The sequence below is a fragment of the Desulfocicer vacuolatum DSM 3385 genome (assembly GCF_900176365.1).
Classification (GTDB): domain Bacteria; phylum Desulfobacterota; class Desulfobacteria; order Desulfobacterales; family Desulfobacteraceae; genus Desulfocicer; species Desulfocicer vacuolatum.
On the sequence record NZ_FWXY01000007.1, the window covers coordinates 102,296 to 127,267 of the forward strand.

19 protein-coding genes are annotated in these 24,972 nt (G+C 48.8%); 7 read left to right on the plus strand and 12 right to left on the minus strand.

Annotated features, from left to right (window positions below):
• Positions 1-141 precede the first annotated feature (141 nt).
• Positions 142-447, plus strand: coding sequence for an NIPSNAP family protein (locus tag B9A32_RS08225; RefSeq protein WP_084068314.1), 306 nt, complete (start codon positions 142-144; stop codon positions 445-447).
• A gap of 101 nt (positions 448-548) precedes the next feature.
• On the opposite strand, the gene B9A32_RS21645 is transcribed toward B9A32_RS08225, so the two are convergent.
• The 9 genes from B9A32_RS21645 to B9A32_RS08265 all read right to left on the minus strand — a co-directional run bounded on the left by B9A32_RS21645 (position 549) and on the right by B9A32_RS08265 (position 11,205).
• Positions 549-713 carry a hypothetical protein gene (locus B9A32_RS21645; RefSeq protein ID WP_212637861.1) on the minus strand — a complete coding sequence of 55 codons (165 nt, stop codon included), beginning with the start codon at positions 711-713 and terminating at the stop codon, positions 549-551.
• A 181-nt stretch (positions 714-894) separates the two neighbouring features.
• Positions 895-1,173, minus strand: a complete 279-nt coding sequence (locus B9A32_RS08230) for a nickel-binding protein (protein WP_232367086.1) — start codon at positions 1,171-1,173, stop codon at positions 895-897.
• Between the two features lie 315 nt (positions 1,174-1,488).
• Positions 1,489-2,421 (minus strand): methylenetetrahydrofolate reductase, encoded by a 933-nt coding sequence (locus B9A32_RS08235; protein WP_084068316.1) that lies wholly within the window; start codon positions 2,419-2,421, stop codon positions 1,489-1,491.
• 323 nt (positions 2,422-2,744) lie between these two features.
• The gene (locus B9A32_RS08240) at positions 2,745-3,413 is read right to left on the minus strand and encodes a methylenetetrahydrofolate reductase C-terminal domain-containing protein (protein ID WP_084068317.1); all 669 of its coding nucleotides are present in this window, start codon (positions 3,411-3,413) and stop codon (positions 2,745-2,747) included.
• 15 nt (positions 3,414-3,428) lie between these two features.
• Positions 3,429-3,842 (minus strand): hydrogenase iron-sulfur subunit, encoded by a 414-nt coding sequence (locus B9A32_RS08245; protein WP_139795762.1) that lies wholly within the window; start codon positions 3,840-3,842, stop codon positions 3,429-3,431.
• Between the two features lie 11 nt (positions 3,843-3,853).
• Positions 3,854-8,290, minus strand: coding sequence for an FAD-dependent oxidoreductase (locus tag B9A32_RS08250; protein ID WP_084068319.1), 4,437 nt, complete (start codon positions 8,288-8,290; stop codon positions 3,854-3,856).
• On the minus strand, positions 8,290-9,591 hold the full coding sequence (locus B9A32_RS08255; protein ID WP_084068320.1) for a (Fe-S)-binding protein: 1,302 nt from the start codon (positions 9,589-9,591) through the stop codon (positions 8,290-8,292). Before B9A32_RS08255 ends, B9A32_RS08250 begins: the two co-directional genes overlap by 1 nt.
• Positions 9,592-9,752: 161 nt before the next feature.
• On the minus strand, positions 9,753-10,631 hold the full coding sequence (locus B9A32_RS08260) for a methylenetetrahydrofolate reductase (RefSeq protein ID WP_084068321.1): 879 nt from the start codon (positions 10,629-10,631) through the stop codon (positions 9,753-9,755).
• Between the two features lie 10 nt (positions 10,632-10,641).
• On the minus strand, positions 10,642-11,205 hold the full coding sequence (locus B9A32_RS08265) for a response regulator (protein WP_232367087.1): 564 nt from the start codon (positions 11,203-11,205) through the stop codon (positions 10,642-10,644).
• Between the two features lie 1,403 nt (positions 11,206-12,608).
• Here B9A32_RS08265 and B9A32_RS08270 point away from each other — a divergent pair.
• The 3 genes from B9A32_RS08270 to trpA are packed head-to-tail and all read left to right on the plus strand — an operon-like array spanning position 12,609 to position 15,316.
• Positions 12,609-13,340 carry a GntR family transcriptional regulator gene (locus B9A32_RS08270; protein ID WP_084068323.1) on the plus strand — a complete coding sequence of 244 codons (732 nt, stop codon included), beginning with the start codon at positions 12,609-12,611 and terminating at the stop codon, positions 13,338-13,340.
• The gene (gene trpB, locus B9A32_RS08275; protein ID WP_084068324.1) at positions 13,333-14,562 is read left to right on the plus strand and encodes a tryptophan synthase subunit beta; all 1,230 of its coding nucleotides are present in this window, start codon (positions 13,333-13,335) and stop codon (positions 14,560-14,562) included. Before B9A32_RS08270 ends, trpB begins: the two co-directional genes overlap by 8 nt.
• A complete protein-coding gene (gene trpA / locus B9A32_RS08280; protein WP_332308498.1) occupies positions 14,546-15,316 on the plus strand; it encodes a tryptophan synthase subunit alpha in 771 nt (256 codons plus the stop codon). Before trpB ends, trpA begins: the two co-directional genes overlap by 17 nt.
• Before the next feature lie 349 nt (positions 15,317-15,665).
• Here trpA and rho read toward each other — a convergent pair whose 3' ends face one another.
• Positions 15,666-16,739, minus strand: a complete 1,074-nt coding sequence (gene rho / locus B9A32_RS08285) for a transcription termination factor Rho (RefSeq protein WP_212637863.1) — start codon at positions 16,737-16,739, stop codon at positions 15,666-15,668.
• Positions 16,740-17,630: 891 nt separating this feature from the next.
• On the opposite strand from rho, the gene B9A32_RS08295 reads away from it, so the two are divergent.
• Positions 17,631-18,236 (plus strand): DUF3786 domain-containing protein, encoded by a 606-nt coding sequence (locus B9A32_RS08295; RefSeq protein ID WP_084068327.1) that lies wholly within the window; start codon positions 17,631-17,633, stop codon positions 18,234-18,236.
• Between the two features lie 22 nt (positions 18,237-18,258).
• On the opposite strand, the gene B9A32_RS08300 is transcribed toward B9A32_RS08295, so the two are convergent.
• Both B9A32_RS08300 and B9A32_RS08305 read right to left on the minus strand, forming a co-directional pair.
• On the minus strand, positions 18,259-20,082 hold the full coding sequence (locus B9A32_RS08300) for a PAS domain-containing sensor histidine kinase (RefSeq protein ID WP_084068328.1): 1,824 nt from the start codon (positions 20,080-20,082) through the stop codon (positions 18,259-18,261).
• Between the two features lie 17 nt (positions 20,083-20,099).
• A complete protein-coding gene (locus B9A32_RS08305) occupies positions 20,100-20,807 on the minus strand; it encodes a histidine phosphatase family protein (RefSeq protein ID WP_084068329.1) in 708 nt (235 codons plus the stop codon).
• A 246-nt stretch (positions 20,808-21,053) separates the two neighbouring features.
• Here B9A32_RS08305 and rocF point away from each other — a divergent pair, with 246 nt between their 5' ends.
• Positions 21,054-21,950 carry an arginase gene (gene rocF / locus B9A32_RS08310; RefSeq protein WP_084068330.1) on the plus strand — a complete coding sequence of 299 codons (897 nt, stop codon included), beginning with the start codon at positions 21,054-21,056 and terminating at the stop codon, positions 21,948-21,950.
• A complete protein-coding gene (locus tag B9A32_RS08315; RefSeq protein ID WP_084068331.1) occupies positions 21,947-24,967 on the plus strand; it encodes a DEAD/DEAH box helicase in 3,021 nt (1,006 codons plus the stop codon). Before rocF ends, B9A32_RS08315 begins: the two co-directional genes overlap by 4 nt.
• The last annotated feature ends 5 nt before the right edge of the window (positions 24,968-24,972 follow it).

A 24,972-nucleotide genomic window follows, 5' to 3' on the forward strand; every position in this document is an offset into this window, starting at 1 on the left:
ACCCGGCGCTGCACACGGACACAGATGGCCGGCTCCTCCGCCCTCTGTGCCGGTGATCTTGACGTTATCTTCCAAAAACAACGTTGAAAACATAAATAATTGGTTCAAAAAATAATTATTTTTTTCTAAAACGGAGCAACTATGGTTACTTGTTATTTAAAATACGTAATTGATCCCTATAAAATTGAAGAGTTCGAAGTTTATGCAAAAATGTGGATACCTTTGGTAAACAAATTTGGTGGAACTCACCATGGATATTTTCTACCGCATGAAGGAGCGAATAACATTGCGGTTGCTTTATTCAGCTTTCCATCTTTGGCAGATTATGAGACCTACCGAAATAAAATGTGGAAAGATCCAGACTGTATGAAAGCATTTGAACATTCTGAAAAAACCAGATGTATCGTAAGTTATGAACGTAGTTTTATGAATCCGATTTTTGAATAAAAAAACAAAGGGTTTAGGTGTCCTTGTCAAGGATTTTAAAAGGTTAATTCCTGACACTTAAAGATACCGCAGATTCCCAGTCATCCCCCGTGTAGTCTGACTCAGTCTCTATGATGAGAAGAGTCCTCAATTGTTTCATTCAGATTTAAAGAGTTTGAAAAACGGATTACAGTCTTCCATATAACCGCCACGGGTGGACCGCATTCTGACCTCGCTCCGCCCACAACAAAGTTAGAAATACTCCCCTGGTTAACGGAGTATTTCATATAAAAAACGTATAGTGGCCCAGCTTATGATTAACCCCAAACTTCAATTTGCGTAAATTGCCGAATCTAAGGCTTAACCAGACCGCGAGAATCTCTACTGCTTTTCTGGAGGTTGGTGGCGCGGCTGATTAGTTTTGCATTCACGGCGGCTCCGCCGCCGTGTTAAAAGCACAAACATTGTTTACAATAGATTTTGTTCCAGCAGGTGTTTTTCCCATCCTTTTCCCCAAAGATCCGGAACGGTCTCTTCAACGGGCAGAATAGATTCATAGCTTACATTAAACCCATCGAAAATTTTGATTAACACATCTTTGTCCTGTGCAAGCCAGATACAATACCGTATCCCCTCCTTCTCATTAAAGTATGTCCGTACCCAGGTTGCTGACTCCACCTTTGCCATTTTTTGCCAATTGGACTGCACCACCTTTAAATCCATATCTAAATTTTTGTGGACAGTCATAAATTGTCTCATCTTAGCCATTTTCAGCCTCCCTTAGGAATGGGTTATAAATAACTTACCCATTTCAGAACACAGATCTGTTGAACCACGGAACATGTAGATTTTAAGATGGGAATGTTATTTCGTGCTCATTCCTTAATATTACAATGGTTCGATAATCATTGTGCTACCGCAGCACTCCGAAAATTAAGGCGTTAGTTATAGAATTAAGGTAGGTTTTAATTTAGTATATAGTGTTGTGGACCCCCTTGGCAAGACAAAATTTCATGGTTCCATTCTCTATCTTCATGGTGACAGGATGCTCTGCCATGTGGGTTAAACGGAAGGCCTGGGAAGGACTCGGCATCGTTCCGCGATTTCAGGCACCATATGTTCCCACTCAATGGCCATCATATGGACCCCGGCAATGCCCTCCATCTCTTTAAATTCCTCCACCTGTTCTATCGCAAATTTGATGCCCTCCTCTGCCTGGTCTTTTTTTTCAACCCCTTTGAGACGTTTAATAACACTGTCCGGCACATCCATACCGGGAACAAATTTTTTCATGAAATTTGCCATGCCCACATTTTTCATGGGGGTCACCCCGGCAAGGATATAACATTTTTCGTGGAGTCCCATGTCCACGGCCCGGCGCATGAATTCCCTGAATTTATCCATGTTGTAAATGCACTGGGTCTGGATAAAATCTGCCCCTGCGTTTATCTTGGCTGCCAGGCGGTATACCCTGTAATCAAAGGGATCTGCAAAGGGGTTGCAGGCGGCCCCCACAAACAGCCGGGGGGGGACATCAATCTCTTCACCGTTGGCAAAGGTGCCCTCATCCCGCATGGTGGTCACAAGTTTAATTAACTGCATGGAATCAATGTCATGGACGTTTTTGGCCTGGGGATGGTTCCCAAAGGTTTGATGATCCCCGGAAAGACAGAGCATGTTTTTAATGCCCAATGCCTGGGCTCCCAGTATGTCAGCGGTGATGGCCAGGCGGTTTCTGTCCCGGCACACCATTTGGAAATTGGGTTCCATGCCTTCATGCACCATGAGGTGGGATGCGGCAAGGCTGGACATTCTCACCACAGCTGTTTGATTGTCTGTGATGTTCACAGCATCCACATTGCCTTTAAGATGTTGAAATTTTTCCACAAGATGTTCCACATTGGCCCCTTTGGGGGGGCCGCATTCGCCGGTGAAGGCAAAATGTCCGGCAGTGAGCACTTTTTCAAGATTGCTTCCTGATTTCAGATCACTCATGGGTTATTCTCCTTATTTGCATTTTTTGGCATGTTTCATTTATGGTTTACACTTTCCAGAACAATGTTCCCATTTTGAGGATAAATTTTCAAAAAAGTGTAAACTACTTTTGAAGTTGTATGAAAGATGCCTATTTTTTTATTAACAATAAAATTTCCGGCTAACCTCAGCAGAGCCCCCCCCCGAGGGGTAATAGGAACCGGCCAATGGAGCTGTCTACAGTTCCGGGCCGGGACCATTACCCCTCGGGGGGGCGGCGTAATGCCGTTTTTTATATTCGTGATGGTCAAACCGAGCTGGGATATGAGTTCTGCCCGGGCCGGTTATTGGGTTAATTCTTCCCGGATGCTTTGCCGGGGACCGCCGTCCCTGGCAGAGCGCCAGTCCCTTAGCTCCCTAACCTTCATAAGGTCCTCCAGTTTTCCCAGCTCCATTTTTCTTGCAACAATGTGATCCCAGATGCACTGGGTGTCAGGATTGATTTCACATTTGGTTTGGGATGATCCGCCGCAGGGACCGTGGAGAAGGCTTTTGGCACACCGGGCAATGGGACAAAGGCCTTCAAAATCGTGGATAATACAGGTGCCGCAACCGGCGCACCGCTCTTCCCAGATGCCATGGGCCACTGCCCCGCCGTAAAAGGTGGTGTTCACAGCGGGATAAAACTTCTGGCCGGGGTAGGCCTCGGACAGAAATTGGGGACCCACTCCGCAGGCCATGGAGAGTACAGCGTCATAATCGTTGACTTTATCCCTTAATTGCTCAACATATTCGTTGTCGCACTGGCGTTCAATGATGGTGGTGTCTATGGTCAAAGGGCGATTTTCTTTTTTTCGGGCAATGCCCAGGGAGGATGCCAGGATTTCCACCTCCTTGAGTCCACCGGTGTTGCAAACGGTGACGCACCCTTTACATCCCACAATGAGAATTTTTTCTTGGGCCTCTATCATTGTCAATATTTCCGTTAATGGCTTACGATCGGCAACTATCATGGTTCACCTCTATTTTTATTTTTTTATGGGTGTGGGACCGAGTTTATGGATTTTTTCGGTCATTTCATGGGCAATCTCTGCAAATCGTCCCCCTTGGGCCGAGGAGAGATTATACATTTCCACCCGATCTGGATTCATGCCGATTTCTTCAAGTATTTTTTTTACATAGATTACTTTTTTTTTGGTTTTTATATTCCCGGTGAGAAAGTGACACTCTCCTTCCAGACATCCTGCCACATAGACACCGTCTGCACCGTCTTCAATGGCTTTGAGCAGATGGAGAATATCCACCCTGCCGGTGCACGGCACCTGCAGCACCTTTACTTCACTGGGATAGTTTAATCTCATGGAACCTGCCAGGTCCCCGGCTGCATAGGCTCAGTATTGACAGCAAAACGCAATGATGCGGGGTTCAAAGGAATCTGTCATGGCGCTCCTCCTTATGCCACATTGAACAGGGCATGGGTTTTGGCAAGTATCTGCCGATCGGTGAAATGGTTCAGGGTGATGGCCTTGGCCGGACATTCTGACACACATAGTCCACAGCCGTGGCACTCTCCGGGATCAATGACAGCATACCCCTCTTCATGGATGTAGGGGATTTCATAGGGACAGGTTCTCACACAGGTGAGACACACAGCACATTGATCCTGCTCCACCGTTGCCACAATGCCCCCCACCATGATGTCATCCCGGGAGATGATGCGCATGGCCCTTGCCGCCGCAGCCAGTGCCTGGGCAATGGTCTCTTCAACGGGTTTGGGAAAGTGGGCCAGACCTGCCACAAATAGACCATCCGAGGCAAAATCAACCGGCCTTAGTTTTGCATGGGCCTCCACCAGAAAGCCCTCTTCATTTACCGGAATTTTACAGGTTCCAAAGAGCTGTTTATTTTCATGGGGAACAATGCCCGATGCCAGCACCAGAAAATCAGGACGGATGGTGACGGGCATTTTGAGCACATGGTCTTCCACAATTAACTTCAAGCTATTGGTATCATCAATTTTAACCATGGGCTTTTTTTCAAGGTCATACCGGATGAAAACGATGCCCATTTCCCGGGCTTTTTGATAGAGATCCTCTCGGAATCCATAGGCCCTGATATCCCGGTAGAGAATATACACCCGGGCCTGGGGAGACAGGGTTTTCACCTCCATGGCACTTTTCAGGCTGTGGGTGCAGCATACCTTGCTGCAATAGGGGTTTTCATTGTTCCGGGAGCCCACACACTGGATGAACACCACGGATCGGCTTTTTTGAATGCGGGGTGTTTCGTTTTCAAGGACCTTGTCCATTTCAAGGTGGGTGAGAACATGGGGATGTTCACCATGGCAGTACTCCTTGGGCCGGTATTCCTTTCCGCCGGTGGCAATGACGGTGGCCCCATGTTCCACGGCTTCCCCAGAGGAGAGGGTGGTGATAAAATTACCCAGACTGCCCGTGGTTGATTTCACCTGGGTGTTTAAGAAAACTTTGATGTGCTCATGGCTTTCAACCTGGGTGATCCTTTCTTTAAGGTAGGGTTGAATGGGCTCTCCCTGCCAGGTGGATCTTAGCTCCCGGGCCACACCGCCCAGGCAATCCTCCCTTTCCACCAGCCATACCTGGAACCCCTGCCGGGCCACGGACAGGGCAGCCTCCATACCTGCAATACCGCCTCCCACCACCAACAGCGCTTTTTTAATGGAAAGTTTCACCTGATGCAGGGGTTCCACATGGGCCGCCTTGGCCACGGCCATGCGCACCAGATCCTTGGCTTTCTGGGTGGCTTTTTCCGGTTGGTTCATGTGGACCCAGGTGTTCTGGTCCCTTATGTTGGCCATTTCAAAGAGGTATTTGTTCAGGCCTGCGTCCCTTATGGTTTCCTGGAACAGGGCTTCATGGGTACGGGGGGAGCACGAGGCCACCACCACCCGGTTGATCTCCTTTTCCAGGATGATCTCTTTAATCTGTTCCTGGGTATCCTGGGAACAGGTGAACAGATTCTCCTCCACATGCACCACATAGGGCAGGGTGACGGCATAGTCCCGCACCGCAGGTACATCAGCAATGCCGCCGATGTTAATGCCGCAGTTGCACACAAATACACCAATGCGCGGAGCCATGCCGGAAAAGTCTCGTTCCGGCGGCAGTTCCCGGGTCCGGGTGAGGCGCCAGCGCTCCTGGGCCAGCAGGGTGGCGGCCATGGTGGCTGCTGCCGAGGCTTCCATGACAGACATGGGAATATCCTTGGGTTCCTGGAATGCGCCGCACACAAAAATTCCTTCCCGGGTGGTGTTCACAGGGGTCAGGTCCCGTGTGGATGCAAATTGATGACGGTTGAGGTCAATGTCCATTACCCTTGCCAGTTCCCGGGCGTTGCTGCAAGGGGCAAGGCCCACGGAAAGCACCACCATGTCAAAAATCTCCTGGGCTGTGGAGCCCGATTCTGTGGCATAATCAATGCGCAGTCTTTGATCTTTCATGGGAAAAATGGAGTGGATTCTGGAGCGAATAAAACGCACACCGTTTTCGTCTTCGGCCCGGATATTGTATTTGTCAAACTCCTTGCCATGGGTTCGCATGTCCATGAAGAAAATGGCGGTGTCCAGGGGGTGCTCACTGTGCTCCTTGGCAATCACCGCCTGTTTGTTGGCATACATGCAGCACACACCGGAGCAGTAACTGTGATCCCCCTGGTTGATGTCCCGGGAGCCCACGCACTGGAGCCAGGCAATTTTTCTGGGTTCTGTCTCATCCGAGGGGCATATTAGATGGCCTTCATGGGGGCCGGAGGCAGACAAAAGACGTTCAAACTCAATGCTGGTGACAATGTTGGGACAGGTGCCGTACCCATAGGTTTGATAAGGTGATGGATCAAAGGGGGTAAAACCCGGAGATAAAATCACGGCCCCCACCTGGATCTTCTGGACCACCGGGGTCATGGTGTGATCCACAGCTCCGGCAAGGCAGGCATCCACGCAGGCCATGCATTCCGAGCAATAGCCGCAGTTGAGACAGCGTTCGGCCTCCTTTTGCCCTTGTGTTTCCTCAAACCCCAGTTCCACTTCCTCAAAGTTGCCCCGGCGCTGTGCCAGGGGCAATTCCTGGATTTTGTGACGACGGGTTGGTGGAATCTCCTTGGAAAGCGGGGTATAGTCGCTTGCTTCTTCCATCTGATCATGGGCTGGGGTGGCCATGCTTCTACCGGCTTTCATATCTTTTCCTGCAAGGTATCTTGCAATGGATTCTGCTGTTTCCATGCCTGCGGCAATGGCAGAAATGGCCACACCGGGACCGGTTTGCACATCTCCTGCGGCAAAGACACCCTTTTGTCGTGTTTCAAAGGTGATCCCGTCCACCTCGGTGGTGCCCCACCGGGTGAGGGATATTTTTTCATTGGGGGAGATGGCCGACGTATCCGGTGTCTGGCCAATGGCCAGGATTAATTGATCAATGGAAATGTCATGATCACTACCCGGGATGGGAACGGGACGTCGTCGTCCGGATTTATCGGGTTCTCCAAGTTCCATATCAATGCATTTCAGTCCGGTGAGGACCTCATTGTGGCTTAACACTTCCCGGGGAGCACACAGATAAACGATTTCAACCCCTTCGGCTTGGGCAGCAGCTATCTCCTCTTCCCAGGCGGGCATCTCCTCCCGGGTTCTCCGGTAAAGGATGGTGGTCTTTTCTGCCCCCAGTCTCACTGCACTTCTTGCCACGTCAATGGCCACATTACCGCCGCCGATGATGGCCACATTTTTGCCCACACGGGTGGTGCCGGTTAAATTCAATTCCCTTAAAAAATCAACCCCCTGGCGCACATTATCAAGATTTTCACCGGGGATGCCAAGTTCAATGCCCTTGTGGGCACCCAGGCCCAGAAAAATAGCATCAAATCCCTCTGCCAGAAGGGAATCAACGGTGAGATTCTTTCCCAGGGGTGTGTTGAGCTTTATCTCAACCCCCAGCCGGGTGATCACCTCAATGTCTTTATCCAGGACATCCGGTGGCAGGCGATGGTCAGGAATCCCCACCCGGAGCATGCCGCCCGGTTTGGAAAGGGCCTCAAATATGGTGGCTTTTATACCCTTTCTGGCCAGGTGATAGGCACAGGAGAGACCGGCAGGGCCGGACCCGATGACAGCCACTTTTTTGCCTGTGTCCGGGGCACATTTAATGTCAATGTCCCTGGCATCATATTGATCTGCGGCCAGTCGCTTCAGGTCCCGGATGGCAATGGGCTCATCCACCTCGCACCGGCGGCAGGCATCTTCGCATTCATGGGGGCAGATCCGTCCCAGAACCCCGGGCAGGGGCAGCTGTTCCATTATGATTTCAAGGGCTTTTTTGTAATTACCCTGTTTTACCATTTGAACATAGCCCTGGACATTGAGGCCGGCAGGGCAGGTGAGGGTGCAGGGTGCCCGGTCCCCCTTGTCAATGGCAAATGCACTGGGCATGGCCTGGGGATAGAGTTTAAATGCAGCCCTTTTGGATGACAGACCTTCATCAAAGGCATTGGGCAGATCCACCGGACATACGGTGTGACACTCGCCACAGGCGGTGCATTTTTCCAAATCAACGAACCGGGGAGCCTTTGTGAGGGTCACTGTGAAATCTCCGGCACTGCCGTTAACGGCATTCACCGTGGTCATGGGCATCAATTCAATGTTGAGATGACGTCCTGCCTCCACAAGTTTCGGAGAGATGATACACATGGAGCAGTCATTGGTGGGAAAGGTTTTATCCAGTTGCGCCATTACGCCGCCAATGGCGGTGTCCTTTTCCACAAGATAGACAAGATAGCCTGCATCGGCAAGGTCCAGGGAGGCTTGAATCCCTGCAATGCCGGCGCCGACAACCATTACGGAGCCTGTTGTGTTTCCGGTCATTATGCGTCCTCCTTTTCAAGGCCATGGTCTGCCAGGTCCGGGCCAAGATAGGTGCGTTCATTTTCACCCAGAATACCCATGGCAAGACAGATGATGGTCCAGAGGTGGACCGTATGGTAAGAACCGCCGTAGTGGTGGCACATGTCTTCAATCTGAGCATGGCAGTTGTGGCAGGGGGTGATGACATAATCTGCCCCGGTTTCAATGATTTGATCAAATTTTATTTTTCCATAGGCCCGTCGCTGTTCTGTGTGACCTGCCTGGAGGGCACCGCCGCCACCGCCGCAGCAAAAATTGTTGGATCGGTTGGGAACCATGTCTATGAAATTTTCTTCACCCACCACTGTTTTAATGACAAATCTTAAGTCATTCACAATGTGATCAGATTCAATTTTTCTGGCGATGTTACAAGGGTCCTGCACAGTGAATTTTATTTTAAGATCCTTGTTCCAGTCTGAATTGACTTTCAAGGTGCCTTGTTTGATCCAAAGGGCAAACAGTTCAATGATGCTTTTTAACTCAAAGGTGTGGGGGATGTTGAATTTTCTCAATCCTTCCAGGATTGAATAGTAAGAATGTCCTCATTCCGTGTTGACCACCACTTTGGCCTTGATGTTATGTTCAATGTGGTGGGCAAACTCCTCCATGATATATCGCCACCCCTCATCATCGGCCAGGAACATGCAGTAATTTTCCCCTCCCCACATCACCGTGGGATAGGTCCAGTCCACACCGGTGAGGTGAAGCACTTTCCACAAAGGGCTCATCTCATCGGGTTCGGTGACCGGTTCCCGGGAGTTCTGGTTCAGCACCATATGGGCACCGGGACGGTCTGCGGTGATATTGAGGCCTTTAAAATCAGGTTGTTCCTCTTTGATTTCTTCTGCCACATCTTCAATGGTAAATACAAAATCTTCCTTGGGAACGCCCATGGCATTACCCGATCTGATGTGCTGGTCACAGGAGCCCCGGATGCCTTTGGGTCTTTTTTCCCGGGGCCAGGCTGCCCTGACATTGAAAATAAATTTGGGAATATTAATTTTCATGGGGCAGGCCGTTACACAGCGGCCGCACATGGTACACACCCAGGCCCAGGGATTTTTAACAATCTCTTCATCCATGCCTAAGAGGAGCATGCGTAAAAATTTTCTGGGGTCCATGTCATATTGTCCGCTGGCCGGACACCCGCCGGTGCAGGCCCCACAGGTGAGACACAGATCAAGATTTGCATCGGGCACACGGCTTGCCACCTGGTTTTTCAGTTCACAGGTGAGCTCATCAAGCGCAATTGAATCAGTCATTTTTTATTATCCCTCCTTAAAAATCAGGATATTTAAAGTGCTTGCGGCAATGATTTCTCTATTTTCCACCTTGCTTTTAATGAAAAAGCCGGTAGCATGTACTGGGTACTGGGTACTGGGTACTGGGTACATAAAAAATAGAGCGTGCCGTGCACACAGACTTATCGTAATTTAGCGGCATCAAGATATTCGCCAAGCTTTTCTTCTCCGCCAATGGTGATGATGTGTACCCCCTGGCACAGATCTTTAAGCCCTTTAATTGTATCGGCAAACAGCTCAATGCTTGCCCGGGTTTTATCCGGGGCCTTTAAAAGTTTTTGAACGGCCCATTCCGGCACCAGTCCGGATTTGAAATGGCGGTTGAGAAATTTCGCCATGCCCCCGGTGCGAAGGATCATAACCTCGGCGATGACCGGTACCCCAAAGGTGTTCACCTGTTTAATGAATTTTTCAAATTGATCCAGGTCAAAGATGGGGGTGGTGAGAAAATAGCCTGTTCCCACATTGATCATATCTTCCATTTCCTCCATGCCCCGTTTGGGAAGATTTTTCCCCCAGGGGGTTTCCACCCCGGAACCCAGCATAAAATCCACCTTTTTATCCAGGGCATTACCGTCAATGGTCTGGCCCTGTTTCATGTGGTCCAGTACGGATGAAAGTTTTCCTGAATCCACATGGAAAAACATGGACTCCTGGAGGCTGTCCCCGGAGATACGATAATCTTCGGTGAATACCAGAAGATTTTCAACACCTGCTTCGTGGGCCAGGGTGAGATCCCGCTGCAGTTGAAATCGGTTTTTATCCCTTGTGGTGGTCTGATAAATGGCGTTGAAACGATTTTTACGAAGTAAATCACAGGTTTGAATACTGTCTCCCACCACCCCTTCAAGTTCAACCTCAGACAAAGATACGCCATCCACCCGGCCCTTAACCCTGTTCAGACTTTTGATCAGTTCCTGGGGATCATCATCTCCCATGGGGGCCTGTATTTCCGAAGTTACAACAAATTTCTTTTTTTTCAGTGAATCTTTCAAGTTCATGATCGGCCTCCTATTCTTTAAGTCCAAGCAGCCTTGCCACTTCATTTTTTAACTGGGACAGTGGCAATGGTTTTGACAGGCACATGTCCGCACCGTTATCCTTCATCTGCTGAAATTTTTCATCGTCAAGATAGGCAGAAAGGACAATGATTTTGATGTGGGCGGTTTCTTCTGTTGATTTTATTTTTTTACACACCTCATAGCCCTTGATGTCAGGCATCATGATGTCAAGGATGAGCAGGTCCGGTTTAAAATGGTTGACCTGGAGCCCTGCTTCAAATCCGTCCGAGGCTGAAATGACTTCATAATCATATTCGTCCTCCTCCAGGGACTGGACAATGGATTCCACAATGATCATGTCGTCATCCACCACCAGGATTTTTTTTCCGGTGCCGTTTTCCCGTTTGTCAGGAATGGGGATGCCCTGGACCTCCATGAATTCTTCAAGGTCTGCTTTTTTGATTCTGCGGTGGCCCCCCACGGTTTTGTAAGCCTTGATGTGACCGGCCTCCACCCAGTTGATGATGGTTTTTGATGATACATTGCAATGTTTACTTGCGGTAAATACGGTCATGGTGTCTTCCATGAATCGACCCTCCTTTTTTATTGATGACATTCGCCTTGGGCTGTGGTGCGAAATATGAGAGGTCTGGGTGGATTAAGTGATCTTTATTCTGTGTCACTCTCCGGGGAACAGGAAAAAATGAATAAACCCAAGATTTTTTATAACTGCCATGGGCAGATCATATTGGGATTTGACCTGTCCACAACGAATATAGGCTCGTAGACGCGGAGCCAAATGGTATTATACCGCCGCCCCCCGACGGACAATGGGCCCGGACCGGAACTGTAGACAGCTCAATTGTCCGGTTCCTATTGCCCGTCGGGGGGCGGCTCTGCTGAGGTTAACTTGGAAGATGCTTTTTCATATAACGGTCATGATGCGCTGCATCACAACAAATAATGAAAGTCTATTATAAAAATATCCGAATGGTTCTACCGTTCTGTATGTGTCTGAAATTATGATATTTAAAATTACTTTCTTATAAACCGCCACGGGCGGACCTTATTCTGGCTCGATCCCCCACAATAAAGCTTAAAACTCCCATGATTACAGCATTTTGGGCAGAATTTTATATAACTCAGCTTTCGGGCTTCATTTCAAAGCCGGCATTTTTAAATGTACCGATGGGGTCAGGCTTTTGTTATTGATGTTATCGACCAAGGCCTTTGCCAACGAAAAAAGCCTCGATAATGTCAATAACGAAAGCCTGACCCCACCACGAAATGCGAACACCGAAAGTTGAGTTATATAAAATAACATACATGGCTCTAACCTCCAGCTGCGATCAGTCGGGGTGGATAAAACATTAGCGTGAACGAATTTCCATGGGGGGTGCCGGGTGAGGAGTGTTCTGTGATCAAAAAAATCGCGGATCAAAATAGGCTGGGGAGGATTGTAAAATTAATTATCTATAGTTATTTTATTTATTGCATTTTTTATTGGTTGTCAATAGTTAATTTGTTTTAAATATAAATAAAATAACTATAATAAATAAAATAAATGAAATATGTTTATTATAAATTGGTTCAATATGATGGGCCAAAGCGCGGGTTCACCGCCATGAAGTCCCATATTCAGGGCTTGATCATAAGCTGGGCCATTATACGTGAGATAAAATTTTATTGGCGGTATAATACCATTTGGATCCGCGTTTACGACCCTATATTTGTTGTGTCCGAGAGGACATGCCCGTTTATATAAAACTCCATCCAAAGCTCTGTAATAGTTAGAGTTTCATTTTTCGTTGTGGGCAGGTCAAACCCCAATATGATCTGCCCATGGCAGTTATATAAAAAAATTATGATAAAGCATGGTTTTTATTTTTAGATAGAATGTCTTGACAACTTGACATATTTACTGCATGCTGGTTTCAGGTTTATCGTGGATAAAAAATAAAAATACCGGGTAAAACAATGTTGAATACAGAATCTCCTCTGCCGCTGTACCATCAGTTGGCAGAGATTTTAATATCAAAAATAAGATCAGGAGAGTATGCCTCCGGAACCCGTATCCCGGCGGAAACGGCCCTTGCCAAAACCTACGGCATTGGACGTCCCACAGCCCGGCAGGCCGTGGATATTTTAACGAGAAAAGGATTGGTCAAGAGACGACGGGGGGCGGGTACCTTTGTGGCGGAACAAAGGGATGATGTGGACCTTTTTTCCCTTGCAGGTACTTCATCCGCTTTTCATCGCAAGGGCATTGACATTGATATTCAAATGCTGGCACCCGTGAGCCTTAAATCAGTTTCAGGTGAGCATGAAAACCCCTTTTCCGGGGGGGAGGCCTATTGCATCATCCGGTTAACCATGGCAAGGAAGTTGCCGGTGCTTTTAGAAACAATTTATCTTCATCCCACCTTGTTCAGCGGTATTGAGCACATGGACCTCACGGGAAAGTCCCTGGCCGGGGTGGTGTCTGATAAATTTTATATGGTGCCTGACCGAGGGCGTCAAAATTTCAGGGTCATCCGGCCTGATAAATTCCAAAGAAAGTTTCTTAAGCTTGGCATGGATGAACCTGTTTTGTTAGTAAAACGATTTCTGGATTTTCCCCAGGCGGAAAATGCAGTTTACTCAGAATTGCTGTGTCGTACCGATCAATTTGTTTTTTCACAGACACTTGGAGGAAATATACATGGATAAACGCGGATATTACGGGGAGTTCGGCGGTGCATTTATCCCCGAGATTCTATCAGCCACCTTTGATGATCTGGTGGCGCATTTTAACGGGATAAAGAATGACCCCCTGTTTTGGGACTCCTATGTGGATCTCATGTCCACGTATTCCTGCCGGGCCACTCCGTTGACCTATGCTGAAAATTTGACAAACCATTTTGGTGGAGCAAAAATTTACATCAAACGGGAAGATCTCAATCACACCGGGGCACACAAGGCCAATAATGTCATGGGGCAGGGACTTCTGGTGAAAAAAATGGGTAAAACCCGGGTCATTGCAGAGACCGGGGCAGGGCAGCACGGGGTGGCCACGGCCACCATGGCAGCTAAGTTCGGGTTTGACTGTACCATATATATGGGGGAGGTGGATGTAAAACGCCAGCGACCCAATGTGTTCTGGATGGAACAGATGGGGGCCACTGTGATTCCGGTCACCGATGGCACCCGGATATTAAAGGATGCCATCAACGAAGCCTTCCGGGACTGGGTCACCAACATGGAGACCACCCATTATGTGTTGGGAACCGCCTGCGGGCCCCACCCCTTTCCCGAAATGGTGAGTTATTTTCAATCCATCATTGGAAAAGAAGCCAGAAAACAGATCCTGGAACGGGAAGGAAAGTTGCCTGCCCGGGTGTATGCCTGTGTGGGGGGAGGCTCCAATGCCATGGGAATTTTCAGTGGATTTCTGCCCGATGCCGGGGTGACCTGCGTGGGGGTGGAAGCGGCCGGTCGCGGCCTTGCCACCGGGGAGCATGCCTCCCGCCTTTGTACAGACGATGCCTCGGTGGGGGTGGCCCAGGGGTATAAAACTTTTTTTCTCCAGGATGACGACGGGCAGATGAAAGAGACCCATTCCATTGCAGCAGGTCTTGATTATGTGGGGGTTTCCCCCATTTTGTCCCAATTGCATGTGGAGAAAAAGGCACGATTTGAATCTGCCACAGATGAAGAGGTCATTGCCGCACTGAAGCTCACCATGCAAAAAGAGGGCATTATTCCGGCCCTGGAGTCGGCCCATGCCTTTGCAGGGGCCTTTAAAGAGGTGGGAAATCTTCCCCCGGATCAGTGCATTATTATCAATCAATCGGGCAGGGGAGACAAGGATATTTTCACCGTGGCCGATGCCTTTGATGATCCTCAATGGAAAGCATTTATCAAGGAAAAGGCAGGTGACTATCGTGCTTGAAGCCTATATCAGAGAAAAAAGAGAAAAAAAAGATATTCTGCTCATGACCCACATTGTCCTGGGATATCCATCCATGGAAGCCTCCATGGAGATCGTGGCACAGATGGTGGCGGCCGGGGTGGATCTCATGGAGCTTCAGATTCCCTTTTCCGAACCCATGGCTGACGGCCCTGTTATTTTAAAGGCCAATCAAAAAGCATTGGAGGCCGGGGTCCGTGTGGCTGACTGTTTTAAATTTGCCAAGGAAGCAACAAAGCGATTTGAGATTCCCTTTTTATTCATGACCTACACCAATATTTTATTTAAATACGGCATGGAGGCCTTTGCCGGAGATATGGCCCGGGCAGGGATAAAAGGGGCCATTGTGCCGGATCTTCCCCCGGAGGAGGGGGATGCTTATCTCAATGCCATGGCAGAGCAGGGCTGCCATCCTGTTTATATTTTTTCCCCCACCACCACAGATGAGCGCATGGAGCTTTTATCCGGCAAAGGATCGGGATTGATGTACTGCATGGCCAGAAAAGGCGTCACCGGAAAAGAAACCACCTTTTCCCATGATCTGGATACCTATCTTGATCGGTGTAAAAAAGCCACAGATCTTCCCCTGGCCGTGGGGTTTGGGGTGAAAGACAAAGAAGATGTGGCATATTTAAAAGGCAAGGCTGATATAGCCGTCATCGGTTCCCAGACCATTCGTATTGTTAATGAACAGGGCATTGATGCTGTGGGACCCTTTATTCGAAATCTTCAATAATGGGCATGTCCCGGCGGACACAACGAATATAGGATCGTAAACGCGGAGCCAAATAGCATTATGCCGCCCTCCCCCCCTTAGGTAAACTTGAAGAATGGTATTATACCGCCGCCCCCCGACGGGCAATGGTCCCGGACCGGAACTGTAGACAGCTCAATTGTCCGGTTCCTATTGCCCATCAGGGGGGCGGCTCTGCCTTAGCTTACCTTGGAGGCTGCCTTGTATATAACTGCCACGGGCGGACCGTATTCTGATCCAGCTTTGCCCACAACGCGGAGTATTTCATATAAACTGCCACGGGCAGACCTTATTCTGATGAAGAATAAGAATAATTAAAATGGGAACCGGGCTATTTATTTTTAAGATAATCAATAAAAGCGGCCATGGCATCGGTTTCATCCATATCGCTGATACCCCTTCGAATATCTGATATTTCCTGGAGCTCCTCTTCATCCATTAGCAAGGCTTCTTTCCGGGTACCTGATTGATTAATATCAATGGCGGGCCATATGCGCTGTTCTGCACAATTGCGGTTCAGCATGAGATCCATATTGCCGGTGCCTTTAAATTCTTGGAAAATTACATCATCCATGCGGCTGCCGGTTTCCACCAGTATGGTGGCAATGATGGTAAGGGAGCCTCCGTTTTCGGTTTTGCGGGCCGCTCCGAAAATTTTTCTGGGAATATGCATGGAATTGGCCCCCAGCCCACCGGTCATGGTTCTGCCATGGCTTTCTGTCTGGGTGTTAAATGCCCGTGTCATGCGGGTGAGAGAATCAATGAACACCACGGAATTGCGTCCCAGTTCCGCACAGCAGATGGCCGTGTGCATGGCCAGACGGGTCATGCGCATGTGCTGACCGATCTGCTGATCAGCCGAGGAATAAAGGACATGTGCATCTTTAAGACCCCTTTTAAAGTCAGTGACCTCTTCGGGGCGTTCATCCACAAGAAGAATGAACACTTCGGTGTCGGGATGGTTGGTGACAACAGCATTGGCCATGTGTCTGAGCAGGGTGGTTTTTCCGGTTTTTGGGGGGGCGATGATAAGCCCCCTTTGACCAAGTCCCATGGGAACAATGCGATCCAACGCTTTTCCGGTGAGGTCATCGGGTCCCATGGTCATTTTCAGACGTTCATAGGGATTAATGCTCACCTGGTCCTGTAAAGACACCGTTTTCAAGGTCTCTTTTAAGGGAACACCGTTGATGGTATCAATGTGAGTCAGTGCCAGATTTTTATTTTGGGGATTCTTTTTTTCTCCGGTTCCCTGGATGAAGCCCCCTTCACTGAGTTTGAAGCGGTTGATCAGCTTATTGGGGACATAGGTATTTTCAGGAAGGGGTTGAAAATTATTTTCAATTTGCCTGAGAAATCCAAATCCCTGATCCATAATTTCCAGGTATCCTTGTACAGATTTCACGATGGGTCTCCTTTGCGGCGTTATTTTGTTGGCTTGTGATCGTAATTTGTGGGGCGTAAGTTCCCAGAGCCATTGCTGTGTGGGGAGTCTATATATTTTTACCACTGCATATGGAATGGCAAGACAAAGAACTTATGCCTGGCGGGATCATAACCTGGGCCATTGTTCATAATTTTTGAAGTTTTAATTGAAGTCTTTGGGGGTATGATCAAGCCTTTTTTATATGAAATGCTCCGTAAATAAGAGGCGTATTTCATGCTTTGTTGTGGGCAGAGCCGTATCAGAATACGGTCCGCCCGTGGCGGTTATATGAAACACCGTCCAAAGTTCTGGAATCATGAGAGTTTCATTTTTCGTTGTGGCTGGTGGTTACAGCCATGTATGCTATATTAAATTTATCCTTTGGATATTATGGATGCATAAGGGCTCTAAGAGATATAATTTCCTTTTGCTGTAATCCAGACTTTTTAGAATAAAATCCCGATAAATCAGGAAAATTTTCATGCTTTACTGTGGGTGGACCAAGGCCAGAACGAGCTCCACACCCGGCGGTTGTTCAGGAATACTTAATTTGCCTACATTTCACTTGGAACACGATTCTGGCATGTATGGTGTGGAAAGCGAAAATAAACCCAAGCCTGAAAGTAAGAATATTGACTGTCTGGGTTTTGGAGCTGATTTTAAGATTGATTGCTCTGTTTGGGGTACATAGTAACGATAAATGGTTCTGCTGTCAAATAAATTACCCCTTTTGACTGCGATTTTTACCTGTGAAATAAAGAAAATTATGATAAAAAGCATAAATGTTTAGGCTTGCTGATATAAAATAGAAATTTTTCACCTTAAAAAGTTCAACAGCCGTTTATCACCATCACCAAAGGGGGACATACTTTGACGGACAATTATGCAAAAATCGTTCAACACAATCTTGATAAATTGTATGATGATCTTCCCCGGGATCTTGAAAAGAAACTACCCGGAATCCGGGATGGTCGGCGCTTTTTGTTTGATGCCTTTGGGGAGGCGTGTGTCATTTCTCCCCATGGCATCACTCTTGGAGGAAAAGAAACCCCCTCCATTCTGGGTATTTTGATTTCCCTTTATGCGCTTAATGTTACTTCGGATATTTGTTTGCTCTCTCCCTTTAAAGCTTTTCGAGAGATTCCCGACAGTATGCCCTATGTGGGGGCCTTTGCCACCCACACAGAACAGTTCCTGGTTGGGCATGTGGAGAAAATTAAAGGGAGACAGAAATCCATTGTCCATGCGTTAAGGGGTGAGAATGTACCCGTTCAATCAGGGGGAGATTTTTCTTTTACCCTGTTTCCCCTGCCAAAGATTGCCTTGTGCTATGTCTTTTATGAAGCCGATGAGGATTTTCCTGCCTCGGTTACCTGTCTTTTTTCCCAAAATGCCAATCTGTTTTTACCCGTGGACGGCCTCGCAGATGTGGGCGAATACACCTCCAGGAAAATTTTGGATTTGGCACTTTCTTAAAAATATTGTTCCCCCGGATTGTTTAGGTGGCAACGGGTAAAAGGATGGTGAAGGTGGTACCTTTGCTCAACTGACTGTCAACGGTTAGATCTCCCCCATGGTCTTTGATAAATCCATAGCACACCGAAAGTCCAAGCCCCACCCCTTTGACACTGTCTGTCTTAGTGGTGAAAAAGGAGTCAAATACCTTTTCCAGGTGTTCGGCCTTAATGCCCACACCCGTGTCAGAGATGGTGATGCACACCTTATTGCCCTGGCAGGTGGTTTTAATGATTAGCTTGCCGCCGTCGGGCATGGCATCCATGGCATTGGAAATCATATTTAAAAATACCTGGCGCAGTTGATCTTTGGAAGCATACACCAGGGGCAGATCTGCTGTTGCATCAAAATTAAACTTTACACTGTGCTCCCGGAATCTTTTTTCATACAGCAAAATGATTTCATCCAGGACAGTGTTGAGGTTAATATTAATTTTTTCTTCCTGGTCCGGTCGGGAAAAGGAGAGCATCTTTTTTAACATGTCGGCAAGCCTTACGGTTTCTGACAGGGACATGTCAAGGAGTCTTCTGCGTTTGTTTCCGGGAGATATTTCGGTTTTCATCAACTCCAGGGTGTTCATGATGCCAAAGAGGGGATTGTTCAGTTCATGGGCAATCTGGGAGGTGAGCCGCCCCATGGCTGCCAGTTTTTCCGATTGTAAAAGGTGTTGCTGGGTTTCACTCAGGGTCCGTTCCATTTCCAGGCGTTGCCTCAGATCCACAAAAATACCCACAGATGCACTTTCCTGGCCGTTCTCATCGTGGAGAAGACTGGCTGACAGGGTGCCCTCAAGGTTCTCCCCGTCTCGGCTTATAAAGGTGATGGGATAGGATTTAAGTTTCCCTGCCCCCCCGTTATCCCGGGAGCGCATGAGCTTCATCACCTGTTTTGCCACCCCTTTGGGATAGATATCAGCAATGTTCATTTTTCCAATGACATCCCGGGCCGCATATCCAAAGGTCTCTTCAGCGCCCTGATTCCAGATGAGCACCTCTCCTTTAAGATTTGCCGCCATGATGGCATTGGGGTTACAGGCAATGATCTGGTCCAGAAAATCCAATGCTTTCCGGGTCCGGGCCTCCATGGTTTTACGGTGGGATTGATCAATGACCACCCCTTCATATCCCAATACATTGCCCTGGGCATCGTACCGCACGTGGCTGGTGAGCAGCACCTGGATAATATGGCCGTCCCGGCGGCGCCATTCCAGCTCATAGTCCACCACTCGTCCTGTTTTTTCCACTTTTTCCTGGTATTGGTGGCGAATTTCGGGTTTCAGGTAGAGATCTGTTGCAATGTCCATGGCAAGGAAATTGTCTTTGTCCGTGTAACCCAGCATTTTAAGAAGTGCCGGGTTGACATCCAGAAACCGGCCCTTTTTGCTGCTGATGAATACACCGCACCCTGCATGGTTAAACAGACGCTTGTAATCATCCTCCGATGATTTGAGTTTGGCTTCCTGCTCCCTGGTGGCGGTGATATCCCGGTAAATGGACAGTTTTGACCGGGTGCCGTTCCGGTTGGTTACGGGAAGTTCAACGAGATTAAATGTTTTGTCAAGATGCTCAATGTACACCTCATGGTGGTGGGTTTCTCCCTTTTCAAAGACATCTTTATACCGGCACCAATTGCATCTTTCAGAAGTGTGGTTGATCACCTCATGGCATTTTTTACCCACATGATCTCCAAAAAAGGAGATCATGGTGCGGTTCATGTATTGAATTTCGTGTTCGGCATTAATGATGTAAATGCCGTCTTCAATGGCTTCCAGGGCTTCAATGAGTCGTGCGGTGTTGATATCGGGCATGGCGGTGCTCCTTTATTTTAAGGATGGTCATCGCGGGGAATTTGCAGCAGCACGGGATTTGACTGGTAATTTTTCATGTAATGCTTACCCCCCTTTTCATAAACCACAAGCCCTTCCATGAATCCCACGGTGCCGTGTTCTTCATGGGAAAGTCCCAGTTTGAACTCCTTTAAAGGAAAAAGATTCCAGTCATGGGAGACACACACCGCCATCTCCCCCGGTGATATGCTGTTAAGTCTGTCCACCAGAAAACCGGCGATGGTATTGGCGGTTTCTTCCGGGTTACACATGATGGTGTCATCAATTTCAAAGTTAAACCAGGAGCGAAGAAAGGCCGGAGTACCCACCTGGGACATCAAGGCAATGGCTTTTGTTAAGTCCTTGACATAAAAGGGGGCAAGTTCTTCTGCCAGGATATTGTGATCACTGAAAATATCATGGGCCTTGATGTAGCCCTTGTCCATGACAAAGGCTGTTTCAATGCATCGACCAAAAAAGCTGGAAAAAAAATGGGGTTGAAGCGCCAATGGCAGCCATGTGCCAAGCTCAAAGGCATGGGCTTTCCCTTTTTCCGTTAATCCCAGAAAAGGTTCTCTGGCACTGTCTTCACCGAAATGTCTGTGGGAATGACGCATGATAACAGCCATTTTTTCTATTCCGTCATCCATAAGGCGGGTGATGGTCTCCAGGGTTTCTTTGTGTCTCATTACATCTTTGGGTCTCATGGTCTGGATGGGGTTCCTTTCTGATTTGGTCGGGATTCTGTTTGAGGGGTATTATTCTTAAATTTTATTGTAGAGAATCGGCCCTCTGGGTCAGGAATGTCACGATCATGGTTTTGATGGGGTTTAAGGTTGAATGAAATTCATATGTTATGATATATCTTCCTTGGAAAGACTGCAACAGTAAGGTTATATTTTTACCGGGTGGTGAAGTTAGCTTGAGCATTGAAAGACAAACAGGGATGAATAATGGGAAAAAAAATTAGAATCATCGGTGTCCCCATGGATTTCGGTCAGCATCACCGGGGGGTGGACATGGGGCCTGCGGCCCTGCGTTATTCCGGTCTTGCTTCAGAATTACGGGGACTTGGGTATGAAGTGGAAGATTCCGGGGATGTTCTGGTGCCTGTGAGGGATCAGGGACCGGACACGGAACCGGGGCCCAAAAATTATGTTTCAGAGATCACCCGGGTGTGTCAGCGGGTATATGATGCCGGTAAGCAGGCCATAAAGGAAAATTATATTCCACTTTTCCTTGGAGGGGATCACTCCATTGCCATGGGTACGGTGGGGGGGGTATCCCATGATGGCCCCACAGGCCTCATCTGGATGGACGCCCATGGGGATTTTAACACTTCAGAAACATCCCCCAGCGGTAATGTTCATGGAATGCCCCTGGCGGCCCTCATTGGAGAAGGGGAAAGTTCCCTGGTGAACATGGGACGAAACGGGGCCAAGGTGGACCCGGACCAGGTGGTTCTCATGGGTATAAGGGATCTGGACACAAAGGAACGGAATCGTCTCAAACAATCGGGCATTACTGTGTACACCATGAGAGATATTGACGAACAGGGCATCAGTGCTGTCACCCATAAGGCATTAATGAAGTTTGTTCACATGAAAAATATTCATATCAGTGTGGATATGGATGTCATGGACCCGGCCGAAGCACCGGGGGTGGGGACACCGGTTCCCGGTGGACTGACCTACCGGGAGGCCCATCTTTTCATGGAAATCATTGCCGACTCCCATAAACTTGCCTCCATGGACATTGTGGAGATCAACCCCATTCTGGATCAGGCCAACAGAACCGCCCGCCTGGCGGTGGATCTCACAGTGTCGGCATTGGGGAAACGCATTTATTGAGCCTTGCTGAGTACATTGAATCCCTGAAAAAATATAAAGTTCTGGGGCCGGATATTGTATATCATCGCACCCTTCCTGCCAGGGGAGCCTGCTATGCCCGGGAATCCGGTGTCACAAACCCTGTGAAAGCGGTGATCAAGCGTGCCGGTATTCCCCGGCTTTACGCCCACCAGGAAAGGGCCGTGGCACTTATAAAAAAGGGCATTCACACGGTGGTGGCCACCCCCACGGCCAGCGGAAAAAGTCTTATTTATAATCTGCCCGTGCTGGAATCCCTCCTGGAAAATAAAGACAGCCGGGCCTTGTACCTTTTTCCCCTGAAAGCCCTGGCCCGGGATCAACTGGGTACCCTTCAAAAGCTTTTTGATGACATTGCAATGGATGTTTTGGGAAAGGGGCCTTTCACGGCAGCGGTGTATGACGGGGATCTTTCTTCCCATGCCAGAACCCGCATTCGCAATGCCCCGCCCCATGCCCTTTTGACCAATCCTGAAATGCTCCATCTTGCCATGCTGGCCCATCACCGGTTGTGGGAGCCTTTTTTTAAAAATCTTAAATTTGTGGTGGTGGATGAAGTGCATACCTATCGGGGGGTGATGGGGTCCCACATGGCCTGGGTATTTCGACGGCTCAGGCGCATTTGTCGCCATTACGGCAGTGATCCTGTTTTTGTCTTTTCTTCTGCCACCATTGATAATCCCCGGGAACTTGCCGCTGACCTCACCGGCCTCTGTGTTGAGCTCATCAATGAAAGCGGGGCCCCTTGCGGTGAAAAGGAAATCCTTCTAATGGGGGGCATGGCAGGGGCGGCCCAAACTGCCATCCAGCTCATGCATGCGGCCATCCATCGTAATTTAAGAACCATTGTCTATACCCAGTCCAGGAAAATAACCGAACTCATTGCCATGTGGGCCTCCCAGCGGGCCGGTGCCCTGGCATCCAGAATCAGTGCCTATCGTGCCGGTTTTCTGCCCGGGGAACGGCGGGACATCGAGGATAAACTTGCCAGTGGTGAACTTCTGGCCGTGGTGTCCACCAGTGCCCTGGAACTTGGTATTGACATTGGTAATCTGGATTTGTGTATTCTTGTGGGGTATCCCGGTACCATCATGTCCACCTGGCAGCGGGCCGGTCGGGTGGGGCGGGACGGCGGAGAGTCTGCCATGATTTTTGTGGCCCATGAAGATGCTCTGGATCATTATTTCATGAACAACCCCAAAGATCTTTTTGACATGCCCCCGGAAAAGGCGGTGATAAATCCATTAAACCCGGTGATCATGGCCCGTCATCTGGAGTGTGCCGCGGCGGATCTTGCCCTGGTGGCAGGGGAGGACATTTTGCAGGAATCCGGGGTGGCTCCCGTTTTGGACAGGCTGGAAAGGGATGCCACCCTTTTAAAGAGCGCAGAGGGTTCCACCTGGTTTTCTGCCCGAAAAAGTCCCCACCGCAGGGTGAGTCTCAGGGGAACCGGCACCACGGTTCCCATTTTTCTGTCCGGCACCCGGACCCTTCTGGGGCATGTTGACAAGTTGCGTGCTTTTTACGAAACCCACGAAGGGGCCGTATATATCCACCATGGCAATACCCATGTGGTCAACCGATTTGATCCTGAAAAGTGTATTGTGGAAGTCACCCCACAGGTTGTGGGCTATTACACCCGGGCCCGGTCTGTGAAGTCCACTGAAATACTGGAAGAGACAAGTCACCGGGCCCTGGGCAATACCCGCATGGGATTTGGGACCCTCCGGGTCACCGATCACGTCACAGGTTACGAGCGAAAGGCCGTGGGAACAGGGAAATCCCTGGGTATCATCCCCCTGGATTTCCCACCCAACACCTTTGAAACCCAGGGGGTATGGATTGAAATCCCAGATGAGATCAAAGCGTTCATGGAGTCCAACCGATATCATTTCATGGGGGGAATCCATGCCATGGAACATGCGGCCATTGGCATTCTTCCCCTTTTGGTGATGACAGACCGCAATGACCTTGGGGGGATTTCCATTCCCTTTCATCCCCAGATCAGCAGGGGCGCTGTGTTCATTTACGACGGTACCCCCGGGGGCATCGGGCTTTCCAGGCAGGCATTTCACCATGGAGATCTTTTGCTCAAAAGAACATTGGATGTCATTGCCTCCTGCAAATGTGACAATGGGTGCCCGGCCTGTGTGCACTCCCCCAAGTGCGGGTCGGGTAACCGGCCCATTGATAAAACCGCAGCCCTGAAGATCCTTGAGCAGATGCAAAAAGGAGCATTAAAAGGAAAAAATCGGCTTTCCCCCCCCAACAAAACCCGGGGATCAGCCAGCGGGGTGATGGAGCGTGTGGGAAACTTTATTTCATCCGTGAGAAAAAGCCGTACCAATGAGTTGCATGGAGATTTTGAGCTCCAAAAAACAGTTGTGCGGCAATCAGATAAATTTACAGGGGAGGAGAGGGGACTCTTTGCAGAGGAAGAGAAAAAAATATTAAAAACCGAAGGGCATTTTCGATACGGGGTTCTTGATCTGGAGACCCGCAGATCTGCCAAAGAGGTGGGTGGCTGGCACCGGGCCCGGGATATGGGCGTCAGTTGCGTGGTGGTTTATGACTCTCACACAGACATTTTCAAAGAGTATCTCCAGGAGGATATCCCGGCCCTTGTTAAGGATCTTGCCGCCTATGACCTTGTGGTGGGGTTTAATATTATTCGATTTGATTATCAGGTGCTGTCCGGGTTATCCCATTTTGATTTTTCAACCCTCCCCACCCTGGATCTTTTAAAGAAGGTTCATGAAAAATTGGGGTATCGACTTTCCCTGGATCGTCTGGCAAAAGAGACCCTGGGGGCCCAAAAAAGTGCGGATGGACTGCTGGCTCTGAAATGGTGGAAGGAAGGGAAAATTAGAAAAATAATTGATTACTGCATCCAGGATGTCCTTGTCACCCGTGATCTTTATCGATTTGGTCGGGACAACGACCATCTGCTGTTTCGCAACAAAGCCGGTCATCAGGTGCGTTTACCGGTGAAGTGGTGATATGT

What these genes read in the sequence shown, in the direction of transcription:
- B9A32_RS08225 (WP_084068314.1), top strand. Translation starts at nt 142, where the DNA reads ATGGTTACTTGTTATTTAAAATACGTAATTGATCCCTATAAAATTGAA.
- B9A32_RS21645 (WP_212637861.1), bottom strand. Translation starts at nt 713, where the DNA reads ATGAAATACTCCGTTAACCAGGGGAGTATTTCTAACTTTGTTGTGGGC.
- B9A32_RS08230 (WP_232367086.1), bottom strand. Translation starts at nt 1,173, where the DNA reads ATGACTGTCCACAAAAATTTAGATATGGATTTAAAGGTGGTGCAGTCC.
- B9A32_RS08235 (WP_084068316.1), bottom strand. Translation starts at nt 2,421, where the DNA reads ATGAGTGATCTGAAATCAGGAAGCAATCTTGAAAAAGTGCTCACTGCC.
- B9A32_RS08240 (WP_084068317.1), bottom strand. Translation starts at nt 3,413, where the DNA reads ATGATAGTTGCCGATCGTAAGCCATTAACGGAAATATTGACAATGATA.
- B9A32_RS08250 (WP_084068319.1), bottom strand. Translation starts at nt 8,290, where the DNA reads ATGACCGGAAACACAACAGGCTCCGTAATGGTTGTCGGCGCCGGCATT.
- B9A32_RS08260 (WP_084068321.1), bottom strand. Translation starts at nt 10,631, where the DNA reads ATGAACTTGAAAGATTCACTGAAAAAAAAGAAATTTGTTGTAACTTCG.
- B9A32_RS08265 (WP_232367087.1), bottom strand. Translation starts at nt 11,205, where the DNA reads ATGACCGTATTTACCGCAAGTAAACATTGCAATGTATCATCAAAAACC.
- B9A32_RS08270 (WP_084068323.1), top strand. Translation starts at nt 12,609, where the DNA reads ATGTTGAATACAGAATCTCCTCTGCCGCTGTACCATCAGTTGGCAGAG.
- trpB (WP_084068324.1), top strand. Translation starts at nt 13,333, where the DNA reads ATGGATAAACGCGGATATTACGGGGAGTTCGGCGGTGCATTTATCCCC.
- B9A32_RS08300 (WP_084068328.1), bottom strand. Translation starts at nt 20,082, where the DNA reads ATGCCCGATATCAACACCGCACGACTCATTGAAGCCCTGGAAGCCATT.
- B9A32_RS08305 (WP_084068329.1), bottom strand. Translation starts at nt 20,807, where the DNA reads ATGAGACCCAAAGATGTAATGAGACACAAAGAAACCCTGGAGACCATC.
- rocF (WP_084068330.1), top strand. Translation starts at nt 21,054, where the DNA reads ATGGGAAAAAAAATTAGAATCATCGGTGTCCCCATGGATTTCGGTCAG.